This is a genomic window from Rhodanobacter sp. GW835-FHT13D09, assembly GCF_058793995.1.
In genome coordinates this window covers 52932-65610 of record NZ_JBXAGL010000002.1, presented here as the reverse complement: position 1 = coordinate 65610, position 12679 = coordinate 52932, and the positions used below count along the sequence as shown (strand labels likewise).

Sequence of the window (12679 nt, the reverse complement as noted above, 5' to 3'; positions counted from 1 at the left end):
TCATGACAGATGCCACCCGCCTCCGGCAATCCAAAGCCGCTGCGTCATGCCGCCGCGTGGCCGGCTCTATCCCAGCCGTTGCCGCGGCATGCCGCGCAGGCGCAGCGAGAACGCCACCCCGCTGCCGTCGTCGAGGTTGTGTGCACCGGCGATGCCGCCGTGGCGTTCGGCCACCAGCCGCACCACATACAGGCCCAGGCCCAGGTGCGGCGCGTCGCCGGGGGTGGCCTTGTCGCGCAGGCTGACCAGCGAGTCGAACAGGCGGCCCTGCATCGCCGCGGGCAGCGGCGGACCCTGGTTGGCCAGCTCGATCTCGGCGCCGTCGGGCGTGGCGCGCAGCACGAGGCGCAACCAGCCATCCGGCGGCGTGAACGACAGCGCGTTGTCGAGCAGCTTGTCCAGCGCCTGTGCGATCAGCTCGGGCGCGCAGTGCAGATACAGCGGCGCATCGGGCAGCGTGCAGTCGAGCCGGCGCACGCCGATCAGCGGGCGGTAGGCATCGGCACAGCCGCGCACCACGTCGCGCAGGTCGACGTCCTCGGGTTCGGCGGCAAGGATCGAGCGTTCCATCCGGCTCGACTCGCTCATCGCGCGCACCAGTGCGCCCAGCCGCGCCACGCCGTCGCGGGCGCGCGCCAGGTACGGCTGCGCCTCCGCCGGCAAGGCGGCATGCTCGAGGTTGTCCAGCGACGATTTCACGATCGCCAGCGGCGTGTTGAGTTCGTGCGAAAGCTTCGAGGCCAGCGTGCGCAGGTAATCTGTATAGCTACCGACCACCTCGAACAGCCGCTCGAAGCTGCGTGCCAGGTCGCCGATCTCGTCGGGCGCGTCGGTCATCGGAAACTTGCCTCGCTCGAACAGGCCATCCAGACGTCCATCGTTGAGCTGGGCGCGCTCGGCCGCGTTGCGCAGGCGGCCCAGCCGCAGGCTCAGCCGCGTGGCGAACAGCAGCAGGATGCCGCCGGCCACCAGCAGCACGCCGAAGCTGGTCAGCAGCAGGCCGAACAGCGCACGGTTCGCCAGCAGCGGCACCGTGCGGCTGGCCTGCTCCAGCAGCAGTACGCCATCGACCCGGCCGGCGTGTTCGATCGGCACCGCGGCGGCCAGCACCACGCTGCCGCGCTCCTCGCCGCTGCGCCACACCGACACCGGCCTGCCGGCAGCCGCCTCGGCCACTTCGCGGGTATCCAGCCGCGGCACGTCCTGCGACCACAGGCTGGCGTCCTCCAGCCGGGTCGCCAGCAGCGAGCGGTAGACCAGCGCGGCGAACCAGCCCGGCTGGCCGTCGCTGCCGGGCGCCGTGTTCAGGCGGCCGCTGCGTGCCAGCAGCCAGCCCCGCGACGCCAACACGCGCGCCTGCACGCGATCGGGCACCAGCTGCGCCAGCTCGCCGGCGAGCTTGTCCGAGTAGCTGAGCAGCGGCCGCGTGTCGGCGGCCATCCGATCGCCACCGGCCGCCGCGTCGTACACGCCGACGCCGAGCGCGCGCAGACGGAAATCGCGCGGCAGGCGCAGCTCAACCCGATAGCCGCTGCCGTCCTCCTGCCATTGCGCGGCGATCGCCTCCGGCAGGCCTTCGACCGGCGGATCCAGCGGCCGCGCGGTGAACGGCCCCGGCGCCGCGCTGGCGAGCAGGTAGCGGCGCCGCCCGTTGGCGTTGCCCAGCGCGAGGATCAGGTGATCGGCCGCCAGCGCGTCCACATCATCCGCATCGGCGCGGCTGCGGCGGGTGGCGCGCACGTCGGCGTACAGGTACAGCCAGCCGTCGTCAGCGGCCAGCAGCAGCTTGCCGCGCGCGCCCAGCGGCTGGCTCCACGGCGTCAGCGGTGCCCAGTCGTCGCCGTAGCCGTCGACGGTGATCGGGTACGGCGCCTGCTGCACGTACCAGCCCGAGCCGGCGGAATCCGGCGCCACCGCGCCGGTCACCACCAGGCTGCGCGCCACCGCGCCGGCCGAGGCCAGCAGCGCCTGCGACTGCCCCTCGCGCAGCAGCGTCTCCATCTGCCGCACATACAGCCAGCCGGCCACCGGCAACGCCAGCGTGCACAGCGCGACCAGCAGCAGCTTGCGGCGCAGGGTCATCGGAGCCGGCGGTCAGCGGCCACGCGCGGGCGAGGTCGCGGTGTGGTCCCTTGCCCAGCGCGTGGCCACCACCACGCGCATGAAGTCGTCGAGCAGCGCGCGGCGCGACGGGTCGGCGTCGTCGAACGCCATCGACCAGCTCAGCCGCACGCCGCTGGCCGTGCCCGGATCGCAGAACACCAGCACGTCGTCGATATGGTCGCTGCCCTGGTAGACCGAAGCCTCGCACGGCATGGCCGGATGCCGCACGGCGAAGCCGGACACCTTGCCGGCGGGGTCGTGCTGCAGGTAGCGCTTGCGGTCGGCCTGCACCTCGTCGGCAAGGGTGGCCAGCTGGCGCGGCCAAACGTTGAGCACCATCACCCGCTGCGGCTTGCCGCTCCATTCACCCTGGTACAGCACCGCATTGACGCCGATCGCGCGGGCGTAGGTGCAACAGTCGCGCGTCCAGCCGGTCGGGGTGGCCGCGCTGATCGCCCAGGCCGGCGCGTCGCCGTCACGGGCGCCGCGCGCCAGCACGCTGTCGTCCTTGCCGGCGGCCTGCGCCGCGACGGCGAACAGCAGGCACGCCAGCGCCGGCAGCAGGCACCGCCTCACGGCTTCCACCGGTAGCCGACGCCGTGCACCGTCTCGATTGCGTCGAACTCCGGCGCCACCGCGATGAACTTCTTGCGGATGCGCTTGATGTGCGAGGTGATGGTGGCGTCGTCCACCACCAGCTCCGCCTCGCGCATCAGCTGGTCGCGGTTCTTCACGTGGCCGGGGAAGCGGATCAGCGTGTGCACCATCCAGAATTCGGTGACGGTGAGCGGGATCTCCTCGCCGTTCCAGGTGATGCGCATGCGCTCGGATTCCAGTTTCAGCGGGCCATGCTCGATCACCGTCTCGCTGCTGGCCGGCACCTTCAGCGACTCGATGCGGCGGAACAGCGCGGCGATGCGCGCGGCCAGCTGGTGCAGGCTGGTGTCCTTGCTGAGGTAGTCGTCGGCGCCCAGGCGCAGGCCGGAGATCACGTCGAAATCCGAGTCGCGCGCGGTGAGGAAGATGATCGGCAGCGTGGCCGATTTCGCGCGAAGCTCGCGGCACAGGTCGAAACCGCCCTCCGGCTCGTCGCCCAGGCCGATGTCGATGATCACCAGCTCCGGCAGGCGCATCGCGAACGCGCCGGACGCCTCCTGCCGCGAGCCGTAGCCGCGCGCGTCGTAGCCGAAGCGGTTCAGCGCCTCGACGTAGTTGGCGCGGATCAGCGGTTCGTCCTCGACGATGGCAATGCTGCGGCCCATGGCGCGCTCCCTGATGACAGTGCGCGCAGCGTGCTATGCGAATCGCACGCGCGCAAGCCGCCCGGCGCGGTTGCCCGCGTTTTGCCACATGCCGGCAGCCACCTGGCCCGATTGCGCCGGCGCCAGCGCCCGCACCCGCGGTCTGATAGGCCCCAGCCAGCCGACCGGGAATGCCGCGATGCCCAGAACCGAATCCGCCGAACGCGACCCCAACGCCGAACTGCACGACTTCGAACCACTGCGGGTGGCCCTGGCGCTGGGCGCCCTGCTGCTCGCCCTGCTGCTCAGCCTTTGAGGTGGACGCCGTGAACCCGCTCCGTCCCGATCCGAATCCGCTCGACCGGTTTGCCGTGGAAGGCCGCGTTGGGGGGGGGGGGGGGGGGGGGGGGGGGGGGGGGGGGGGGGGGGGGGAAGGGAATCGCGCCGGGCCCGGGGCAGGACGACCCCGATCCCGACTGGCAACCCCTGTAGCGCTGCGCCCCATTCCGTCCGACATGGTGGTTCCTTGTCCCCTCCCCGCGAGGGGATTTTTTCGCGCCAAGGCGCATGGCGGCGCGCCGGCGGCCCGTTCATGAACGCGTGGGAACCAAACCGGAACGACCCGGTCAACAGTACTGATTGGTAGCGTTCCTCTTGCCGTGGAACGTGCCGGCACGGCAGTCGACTCTCCCCTGTAAAGCGGCCGTGCCGGCACACCAATCAATGGTGTTCCCTCTCACGTCCAAGACGACGTTTTTCCCGGTGCAGCTCCCCGCTGCACCGGGATTTTTATGTGTGTGGCCGAGCGGCCTCGGCCGGAATACCTGGCCGATCGCCCGGCGCACGGCGGCGCGCAATGCCTAGCCGATCGCCTTGTGCATGGCGGCGGGCACGACTATCCGATCGCCTTGCGCATGGCGGCGATCTCGGCGCGGTAATCCTTCGCATGGAAGATCGCGGAACCGGCGACGAAGGTATCGGCACCGGCGGCGGCGATCGCACCGATGTTGTCGGCGGTGACGCCGCCGTCGACTTCCAGCCGGATCGTGCGGCCGCTGGCGTCGATGCGCTGACGCGCCTGACGCAGCTTCTCAAGTGCGCCGGGGATGAACTTCTGCCCGCCGAAGCCGGGGTTGACCGACATGATCAGGATCAGGTCGAGTTTGTCCATCACGTAGTCGAGGTAATCCAGCGGCGTGGCCGGGTTGAACACCAGCCCGGCCTGGCAGCCTGACTCCCTGATCAGGCCCAGCGTGCGGTCGATGTGCTCGCTCGCCTCCGGATGGAAGCTGATCAGGTTGGCGCCGGCCTTGGCGAAGTCCGGCACGATGCGGTCGACCGGCTTGACCATCAGATGCACGTCGATCGGCGCGGTGATGCCGTACTTGCGCAGCGACTGCAGCACCATCGGGCCGATCGTGAGGTTCGGCACGTAATGGTTGTCCATCACGTCGAAGTGCACCCAGTCGGCGCCGGCGGCGAGCGCCGCGGCGGTCTCCTCGCCGAGCCGGGCGAAATCGGCGGCGAGGATGGACGGGGCGATGACGGGGGTTTGCTTGCTCATGGCGAGGCCTGGACAATGAGTAGGACGAGGGCGCGAAAACAGACTTCAAGTCTGCCACGACGTTGCCGCTTTGCCCCTCCCCCTGCAAGCAGGGGGAGGCTGGGTGGGGGTGCTTTTGGCTTTGGCGCGAAGAGCGACCCCACCCCGGCCCTCCCCTGCTGCGCAGGGGAGGGAGGACAGCTTGCCTACTTGAAGCCGCGCGCTTCCTTGATCCGGTCGTACGCCGCGTTGATTTCGCTGGCGCGCGCCTCGGCGCGCTTGCGCATGTCCTCCGGCAGGTCGCCGAGGCGGTCGGGGTGGTGTTCGGAGATCAGCTTGCGGTAGGCGCGCTTGACCGCGCGGTCGTCGGCGTTGCGGTCGATGCCGAGCACTGCGTACGGGTCCGGCCCCTGCGCGGCGCGCTGCGGCGGCACGTAGCCGCCACCGTTGCCATAGGCCTGGCCGCCGCCGTAACCGCGCGATCCGCCCGCGCCGGCGTTCCAGGCGTAACCCTTCATCGCCATCAGCGCCATCAGCTCCATGTCGCTGATCCGCAGCGCGAACGCCAGCTGGCGCAGGATCGCCATCTTCTCCGGCGGCGGGTTGCCCTCGGCCAGCACGGTCTCGATCACCACGTCGAGCACCGGGAACGCGTGGTCGCGGCGCAGGCCGACCCAGTTGCGCAGCGCGGTGATGGTCTGGGTGACATCGAACTCCGGCTGCTTGCCGACGTTGAAGCTGGCCACCGCCTGCCTGCGCAGCTCGGCGTCCAGGTTCATCCGCGTCATCAGGCGTTCGGCGATCGCGATCTCCTGCTCCGACACGCGGCCGTCGGACTTCGCCACCGCACCGAGCAGGGTGAACAGCGGGCCGACGAAGCCGCCGGCTTCCGGCGTGGCGTTCCTGCGCTGGCTGTAGCGCATGTTGTCGAAGATCAGGCCGATCACCGCGCCGGTGATCGCGCCGGGCAGGTGCCCGATGATCAGGCCGAAGAACGCGAACCACAGCGTATAGGTGTAACTCATGGATTCCCCTGTGGCTGCGGCGGCTGCGCGCTGTACCAGTGCGCCAGCGCGTCGAGCTCGGCGTCGCTGACCGGACCGACCGCGGCGCGCATCACCGCTACGTTGCGGCGCCCATCGCGGTACTGCTTCAGCGCGTCGCGCAGATAGTCCAGCCGCTGTCCGGCCAGGTGCGGCACGCCGGGCATGCTGGAGTGGCCGCTGGCCCCGTGGCAGGCCGCGCACAGGCCCAGCCGGGCCGGCGGCGTCCGGGTCTGCGCACGGAGCGGGAGGACGGCGAGCAGGCAGAGCGCCGCGGGCAATAGGATTCGCATCGGCAACCAATGGGGGCCAAAGGTCGCCAATTCTAGCAGCGCACCCCGATTTCCCGAGGCGGCGTTTCCGGCGCCACGGCCGCAGCGGCTAGAATGGGCGCTTCCCCGCCACGTGGAACCCGCCGCCGTGCCCACCACCCTGCCGCAATCGAACCTGTCCGGCCTCGAGCTGATCCACCGCGGCAAGGTGCGCGATGTGTACGCGTTGTCCGGCGATCGGCTGCTGATGGTCGCCACTGACCGGCTGTCGGCGTTCGACGTGGTGTTGCCCAACCCGATCCCGGGCAAGGGCGAGATGCTCACCCAGATCTCCAACTTCTGGTTCGGCAAGACCGCGCACCTGATACCGAACCACCTGCTCGACGTGCCGCTGGCCGAGGTGCTGCCACCCGGCACCGACCTCGCGCTGTACGCGAAGCGCGCGGTGGTGACGCGGCGGCTGAAGCCGGTGCCCGTGGAATGCATCGCCCGCGGTTACCTGATCGGCTCGGGCTGGAAGGATTACCAGAAGACCGGCGCCGTATGCGGCATCGCGTTGCCCGCGGGCCTGAAGCAGGCGCAGCAGCTGCCCGAGCCGATCTTCACGCCCTCGACCAAGGCCGCGGTGGGCGACCACGACGAGAACGTGAGCTTCGACGCCGTGGTGGACCTGGTGGGTCGCGAACTGGCCGGGAAGGTGCGCGACGCCACCCTGGCGATCTACCGCTGGGCCGCTGCCTATGCGGCCGAGCGCGGCATCATTCTCGCCGACACCAAGTTCGAGTTCGGCACCGACGCCAGCGGCAAGCTGTACGTGATGGACGAGATGCTGACGCCCGATTCCACGCGCTACTGGCCGGCCGACCAGTACCAGGTCGGCATCAGCCCGCCCAGCTACGACAAGCAGTTCGTGCGCGACTGGCTGGAGGCGCAGGGCTGGAACAAGACCCCGCCCGGTCCGGTGATTCCGGACGAGGTGATCGCGCGCACCGCCGCCAAGTACGCCGAAGCCTTGCAGCGGCTGGCCGGCATCCGGCTCGACTGAAGCCTCCACCGGGGGAACGCCCATGCGCACCATGCAGGACTGGCTCGACAGCTACAGCGGCGACCATCGGAACCCGACCAACCAGGTGTTCCACTGGTTCTGCGTGCCGCCGATCGTGTGGTCGGTGATCGCGCTGCTGTGGGCGATCCCGGTGCCGGTCAGCCAGCTGCGTCCCGGCTCCTGGGCCGTGCTGGTGATGGTGCTGGCATTCTACTGGTACTGGCGGCGCTCGCACCGGCTGGCGGTCGGCCTGCTGATAGTGTTTGCGCTGCTCGGCCTGCTCACCAACTTTCTGTACGCGCGGCTCGGCGCGGCGCCGCTGTGTTACCTGGCGGTCAGCGTGTTCGTGGTCGCCTGGATCGGCCAGTTCATCGGACACAAGTTCGAAGGGCGCAAGCCCAGCTTCCTCACCGACCTCTCCTACCTGCTGATCGGCCCGGCCTGGCTGATGGCCAAGCTGCTGCGCAAACTGGGATTCACGCAAGTCACATGACCACCCTGCTTACCGTGATCAGCACCCTGCTCTGGTGGGTGCTGTACAGCAGCATGGCTGCGCTGGTGTTCGCCCTGATCGGCTGGTCCGTATTGCGCTGGGCCGAGCGTTGCGCCGTGGTGTTCAACCGCATCTACCTGGCCTGCCTGCTGTGGACCCTGGCCGGCATGCTGCTGGTGGTCGGCGTGGCTGCCCACGAAGGCCGACTGCATCCGCCCTACGGCGCCCTGCTGGGCTCCGGCCTGCTGCGCGGCGCGCTGGTGCTGGACATGCTGATCGGCAGCGTGCTGCTGTGGCGGCTGGTGCCGCGCGTCGACGCGCACCGCATCCGTCCCGGCAGCGCCTGCATGGCGGTGGCGGTGATCATGGCGCTCGGTTTCGGCGTCGCCACCAGCCTCGCCTGATCCGCGGACAGACCGCGCGAAAAGAGCGGCATGCCGCCGCCCTTTCCCGCATCCGCCATGCCCCCGTGGACGGCTCCGCTCAGTGCATTCCCCACATGGCCGCGCCGAACACCATCATCATCAGCATGCCGATGGCCATGGCCAGCACGGCGCCGATCACCAGGTAGACCAGTTCCACCAGGCACGCCTTGCCAAACCCGATCCGGGCGCCGGTCTGCGACGGCAGCCGGTAGTTGACCAGCGCAGCGCCGACCAGGAACTGCACGGCCATCGAGAGCAGGCCGCCCGGGCCACCATGCAGCAGCGAGCCGGTCAGTATGCCCAGCACCACCGACACCGCCACCGCGGCGATCGCCGCCAGCAGCACCACACCCAGCGCGCGCAGGTAGGACGGCATGTAGCCGACCACCAGCCGGAACGCCACGCTCAGCATCAGCGCCGCAAGCAGCACGCCCACCACGATCATCGCCACAGCCGCGAACATGCCCATGCCGGCCAGCACGGCAAACGTCGAAGTACCCATGGAACCCCCTGTCAATGGATGGAACCGCCCGGCGGCATCCCATGCCGTCCGCCCTTCCCGGCGATGGCGCCAGCCTAGCCGATGGCCGCAACGGCGTCTCCCGCGGCGTGCTTCGGCCGGGCCATGCCACCGGCCGCTTGAGAAATAAGCCATGAGCCGCCGCACTTCTTCACTCGTGCGGATGCATGGCGCCCAGGTTCGCCTCACGCACCGCTTCCACGAACCCGCCAAACGGAATATCCGTGATCCCCACCAGTCCGACATGGCTGTTCTCGCCGTCGAGCACGCGGCCGGTGACGGGCTGGTCGGCGTAGTCGAACCAGTGCACGCCGACGATGGCGGGATCGGCCGCGGCGGCGGCGACGTATTTCGCGTAGGCCTCGCCACGCTGGGCCTCGTTCCACACCGGCACCACGCCCTTGCCGAACGGGCCGCGGTCGTCCGAGCCGAAGTGGAATTCGCCGATCAGCACCGGCTTGTCCAGCGTGTGCAGCGCGGCGAGGTCGAGGCCGTGCTGCGGCAGGTCGGCGTAGACGTTGAAGCTGAGCACGTCGCAGTACGCGGCGCAGGCGGCGACGGCCTCGGGGGTGCGCGCCGCGAAGCGGCCGCCGAGGAACAGGTGGTGCGGGTCGTGGCGGCGCAGCGCCTGCGCCACGGTGCGGAAGTAGGCATCCGCGTAGCGGCGCAGCCACGTGCTGTAGTCGCGCTCGATCGCCGGATGCGCCTCGCTCGGCGCGGGTGCGGCGAAGCCGGCGGCGTCGAGCCCGCCCCATGAGGCGAGCGCGATGCCCCACGCCGCGGCCAGCTGCGCGGATGTGCGGTACCTGGCCTTGAGGTCGGCGATGAACGCCCGCTTGGCCGGGCTCTTCGCGTCGCCGGCGAGCGTGCCCAGCGCCAGCCCCCAGTGGCCTTGCGGGCCGCTGCCGGCCCAGGCCAGCTCGTTGTCGGCGAAGTAACCGAGCAGCCACGGATCGTCGCGCACATCGGCACTGGCCTTGATTACCGCCCGCTCGGCGGCCTGCGCGAAGCGCGGGTCGAACGGATCGGGCATGCGGCCCCAGTAGTCATAGCCACTCGAAACGTTGGCGTAGTCGCCGCCGATATCGATCGAGCGCGTGTACGGCAACCGGTGCGCCTGCCCCAGCGCGTCGTCGCTCCAGTTGCCGAGGGTGTTGAAGCCCCAGGCCTGCAGCCTCTGCAGCGCGCGCGTGCGCCAGGCCGCCAGCCAGTCCCTGCCGTCGACGCGATACAGGTTCGCCGCGTAGAAGTCGAACCAGCGGCCGTGGTTGTAGCCGATGCCGCGGCTGGCGCCCTGCTCCGGGTTGCGGTTGTCGTCATGGCCGTAGAACGTCGCCCATTCGCCACTGTCCGGCGGCAGGTCGCGGAACATGAACTCGCGGCCCTCGACATAGCTGCGCCCGCCGTCGGTGATCACCGCGTTGACGCCGAGCGAGAAGAACGCATGGCCGTCAGGCGTCACCAGATGCCAGCGGCCATCCTGCTTCTGCGTGTGGAACCAGCCGGTGCGATCGAAGTCTTGGACGTCCAGACGGCCGCCATACGCATCCAGCCCGGCGCGCTGAAGCGCGGCCGGCTTCGCCTGCACCGCCGCACGCAGCGCGGCATCGGAACCGACCTTCTCCGGCCAGCGGCCGCGGGTGTATTGCCCGTAGCGGTCGACGATGCCGGCGTACGCGTCACGCAACGTGGCCGCACCCGGCGCCACGTCGACGCGGCCGAGCAGCAAGGTCTGCACGGCCTGCGGCGCGGGTACGCCGAGCCGGATCGCGCCGACCTTGCGCAGGTCCAGCGTGCCCTGCACCGTGGTTGCCAGCAGGGTCGGCCGGCCGCGGTCGTCGAACGGCATCGGCGGTCCCACCTGCATGCCTTCGCCGCGCGGCGAGGTCGCCTGCAGCGGAACCACCAACGTCTGCGCCGGCCCGGCCGGCACGCCGACCGTCGCCTGCAGGCGCTGGTCCGCCACACCGTCGATCTCAACCATGAGCGTCACCGCCCACGGCATCGCGTTCTGCACGCGCAGGCGAAACTCGCCCTGGCCCGACCAGTCCCATGCACCGCTCGCCGGCGCGATCACAACCTGCGGCTGCGCCGCCGGCTGGAACGCGTAGCGCTGCTGCGCCACGCCATCGCCGGCGCGTTCGGTACCGCCGATGCGCTGCACATGGTCGAGGCTGATGCGGACCCTGGCATCGGGCGCCGCCAGGTCAGCCACGCCCGGCGCGGTCGAAGCGTGGCAGGCGCCGACGCCGCACACGCAAAGCCAGATCCATACGTGACGTTTCATCATCATCTTCCTCGCGCCAATCAGCTTCGTAGGGCGGACACCGTCCGCCGGTTTCGGGCTTCATGATGCAAGAGCGGCGGACGGTGTCCGCCCTACGAAGCGTAATGCCTTACGCCGGCTGGCGGCGCGCCCAGCGCTGCCAGCCGTAGTACACCGGCACGCCCAGCGCGATGATCAGCAGGCTCATGCCGGCGTCGCCGGGCGCGTGGATCGCGCTGGCCACGATCACGCCGAACACGGTGATCACGAAGATCAGCGGCAGCAGTGGGTAGAACGGGACCCGGTACGGCGCCGGGTCGTCGATGAAGTGCTTGCGGTACCAGAACAGCGTGCCGATGCCGAACACGTGACCCAGCCACTCGCCGACCGTGGTGTAGTTGAGCAGTTGGTTGAAGCTACCCGACAGGGTCAGCACCACCGCCCAGGCACCGAGCAGGGCCAGTGCGATCTGCGGCGCGCGCGTGCGCGCATCGACGCGGCCCGCGGCGCGGAAGAACACGCCGTCCGCGCCCATCGTCTGCAGCACGCGCGCGCCGCCGGCGATCGCGATGCTGCAGTAGCCGAAGGTGGAACAGGCGATGCCCACCGCGATCACGGTGGCACCGTGCGCGCCGAACAGCCGGCGCATCAGGTCCGCCGCCGGCGCCTGGCTGGCGGCGAGGCCGGCGTGGCCCAGGCCCGCCAGGTAGGCGAAGTTGGCCAGCAGGTAGCAGAGCACCACGCCGGCCATGCCCAGGCCCAGCGCGCGCGGCAGCGTGCGCTGCGGGTCGCGCACCTCGCCGGCGAGATCGTTGAGGTAGTGGAAGCCGCCGTAGGTGAACAGCACCGGCAGCAAGGCGCCGACGAACGACCATGGCGACGCCGGGTGGCTGGCCTCCGCCACCGGCGCCAGGCCGAGGCGGCCGTGCGCCAGCACCAGCCCGGCAACCACCAGCAGCGCGATCGCCGCCAGCTTCAGCACGGTGAACACGTTCTGCATCCACGCGCCGGCACGGATGCCAAACAGGTTCACGCCGACGATGAACACGATCGCGCCCACCGCCGCCGGCTTCACGTACAGCTGCGGCAGGCCGACCGCCGTGCAGAAATACTCGGCGAACATGGTGGCCACCGCGGCGACGCTGCCGGGGTAGTTGATCAGCGCCATAGTCCAGCCGAACAGGAACGCCGGCAGCAGCCCGAACGCCTCGCGCAGGTAGACGTAGATGCCGCCCGCCTGCGGCCGCCGCGCGCCCAGCTCGGCGTAGCACAGCACGCCGGCCAGGGTCAGCAGGCCGCCGATCGCCCACAGCATCAGCACCTCCGTGCCCGACGACGTGTTGCGCGCTACCGTGGCCGGGGTGAGGAAGATGCCTGCCCCGATCACGCCGCCGATGACGATCATCGCGGCGTCCCAGGTGTTCAGGCGGCGGGCATAGGCATTGGCGGGTTCGATAGGCATGGCGGCTACCTTGCCATCGTCCGTGCCGTTTCCACCAGTCCCGCCCGGCACATGCCCGGCATGCCGCGCCGCCGCCCGGCAAATTGACAAGCAGGCGACGCGCCGGAAGACTGTCGTGGTCGGCACGGCAGGTGCCACCAGTTTTTGGCGTTACGGCGATGCCGCCGCGCCATCGCCGTCGAGGGGTGCTGCAGCGGACGCCGTCCGCCACGCTCGATGTGCGAATCCGTCGCAAGGGCGCCCTTTCCGCACACTGGAGACGTCGC

General features: G+C 70.3%; 12 protein-coding genes and 1 riboswitch. Of the genes, 3 read left to right on the top strand and 9 right to left on the bottom strand.

Annotated elements, in window-relative coordinates; translation table 11 throughout:
• Positions 1-66: 66 nt before the first annotated feature.
• The 6 genes from AC1Q5A_RS03145 to AC1Q5A_RS03120 form a co-directional block, all read right to left on the bottom strand.
• A complete protein-coding gene (locus AC1Q5A_RS03145; RefSeq protein WP_492698239.1) occupies positions 67-2082 on the bottom strand; it encodes an ATP-binding protein in 2016 nt (671 codons plus the stop codon).
• Positions 2083-2094: 12 nt separating this feature from the next.
• Positions 2095-2688 carry a hypothetical protein gene (locus AC1Q5A_RS03140; RefSeq protein WP_492698237.1) on the bottom strand — a complete coding sequence of 198 codons (594 nt, stop codon included), beginning with the start codon at positions 2686-2688 and terminating at the stop codon, positions 2095-2097.
• Complete coding sequence (gene pdsR, locus AC1Q5A_RS03135) at positions 2676-3365, bottom strand: proteobacterial dedicated sortase system response regulator (RefSeq protein WP_068092446.1); 690 nt, start codon at positions 3363-3365, stop codon at positions 2676-2678. Before pdsR ends, AC1Q5A_RS03140 begins: the two co-directional genes overlap by 13 nt.
• 874 nt (positions 3366-4239) lie before the next feature.
• On the bottom strand, positions 4240-4908 hold the full coding sequence (gene rpe / locus AC1Q5A_RS03130) for a ribulose-phosphate 3-epimerase (RefSeq protein WP_492698235.1): 669 nt from the start codon (positions 4906-4908) through the stop codon (positions 4240-4242).
• Between the two features lie 185 nt (positions 4909-5093).
• Positions 5094-5912: a co-chaperone DjlA gene (gene djlA / locus AC1Q5A_RS03125; protein ID WP_492698233.1), complete on the bottom strand. Its 819-nt coding sequence runs from the start codon at positions 5910-5912 to the stop codon at positions 5094-5096.
• Positions 5909-6223, bottom strand: coding sequence for a c-type cytochrome (locus tag AC1Q5A_RS03120; protein WP_492698231.1), 315 nt, complete (start codon positions 6221-6223; stop codon positions 5909-5911). Before AC1Q5A_RS03120 ends, djlA begins: the two co-directional genes overlap by 4 nt.
• 127 nt (positions 6224-6350) lie before the next feature.
• On the opposite strand from AC1Q5A_RS03120, the gene AC1Q5A_RS03115 reads away from it, so the two are divergent.
• The 3 genes from AC1Q5A_RS03115 to AC1Q5A_RS03105 are packed head-to-tail and all read left to right on the top strand — an operon-like array spanning position 6351 to position 8144.
• Positions 6351-7247, top strand: coding sequence for a phosphoribosylaminoimidazolesuccinocarboxamide synthase (locus tag AC1Q5A_RS03115; protein WP_492698229.1), 897 nt, complete (start codon positions 6351-6353; stop codon positions 7245-7247).
• 22 nt (positions 7248-7269) lie between these two features.
• Positions 7270-7740 (top strand): Mpo1 family 2-hydroxy fatty acid dioxygenase, encoded by a 471-nt coding sequence (locus tag AC1Q5A_RS03110; protein ID WP_492698227.1) that lies wholly within the window; start codon positions 7270-7272, stop codon positions 7738-7740.
• Complete coding sequence (locus AC1Q5A_RS03105; protein WP_492698225.1) at positions 7737-8144, top strand: hypothetical protein; 408 nt, start codon at positions 7737-7739, stop codon at positions 8142-8144. Before AC1Q5A_RS03110 ends, AC1Q5A_RS03105 begins: the two co-directional genes overlap by 4 nt.
• Positions 8145-8223: 79 nt before the next feature.
• Here AC1Q5A_RS03105 and AC1Q5A_RS03100 read toward each other — a convergent pair whose 3' ends face one another.
• The 3 genes from AC1Q5A_RS03100 to AC1Q5A_RS03090 all read right to left on the bottom strand — a co-directional run bounded on the left by AC1Q5A_RS03100 (position 8224) and on the right by AC1Q5A_RS03090 (position 12413).
• Positions 8224-8667, bottom strand: coding sequence for a hypothetical protein (locus AC1Q5A_RS03100; protein ID WP_492698223.1), 444 nt, complete (start codon positions 8665-8667; stop codon positions 8224-8226).
• A 169-nt stretch (positions 8668-8836) separates the two neighbouring features.
• A complete protein-coding gene (locus AC1Q5A_RS03095; protein ID WP_492698221.1) occupies positions 8837-10972 on the bottom strand; it encodes a beta-agarase in 2136 nt (711 codons plus the stop codon).
• A gap of 109 nt (positions 10973-11081) precedes the next feature.
• Positions 11082-12413: an APC family permease gene (locus tag AC1Q5A_RS03090; RefSeq protein WP_492698219.1), complete on the bottom strand. Its 1332-nt coding sequence runs from the start codon at positions 12411-12413 to the stop codon at positions 11082-11084.
• Between the two features lie 174 nt (positions 12414-12587).
• Positions 12588-12663: riboswitch (S-adenosyl-L-homocysteine riboswitch) on the top strand.
• Positions 12664-12679: the final 16 nt, after the last annotated feature.

Coding starts and splice junctions, on each gene's coding strand:
- AC1Q5A_RS03145 (WP_492698239.1), bottom strand. CDS start 2,082: ATGACCCTGCGCCGCAAGCTGCTGCTGGTCGCGCTGTGCACGCTGGCG.
- pdsR (WP_068092446.1), bottom strand. CDS start 3,365: ATGGGCCGCAGCATTGCCATCGTCGAGGACGAACCGCTGATCCGCGCC.
- rpe (WP_492698235.1), bottom strand. CDS start 4,908: ATGAGCAAGCAAACCCCCGTCATCGCCCCGTCCATCCTCGCCGCCGAT.
- djlA (WP_492698233.1), bottom strand. CDS start 5,912: ATGAGTTACACCTATACGCTGTGGTTCGCGTTCTTCGGCCTGATCATC.
- AC1Q5A_RS03120 (WP_492698231.1), bottom strand. CDS start 6,223: ATGCGAATCCTATTGCCCGCGGCGCTCTGCCTGCTCGCCGTCCTCCCG.
- AC1Q5A_RS03110 (WP_492698227.1), top strand. CDS start 7,270: ATGCGCACCATGCAGGACTGGCTCGACAGCTACAGCGGCGACCATCGG.
- AC1Q5A_RS03105 (WP_492698225.1), top strand. CDS start 7,737: ATGACCACCCTGCTTACCGTGATCAGCACCCTGCTCTGGTGGGTGCTG.
- AC1Q5A_RS03100 (WP_492698223.1), bottom strand. CDS start 8,667: ATGGGTACTTCGACGTTTGCCGTGCTGGCCGGCATGGGCATGTTCGCG.
- AC1Q5A_RS03095 (WP_492698221.1), bottom strand. CDS start 10,972: ATGAAACGTCACGTATGGATCTGGCTTTGCGTGTGCGGCGTCGGCGCC.
- AC1Q5A_RS03090 (WP_492698219.1), bottom strand. CDS start 12,413: ATGCCTATCGAACCCGCCAATGCCTATGCCCGCCGCCTGAACACCTGG.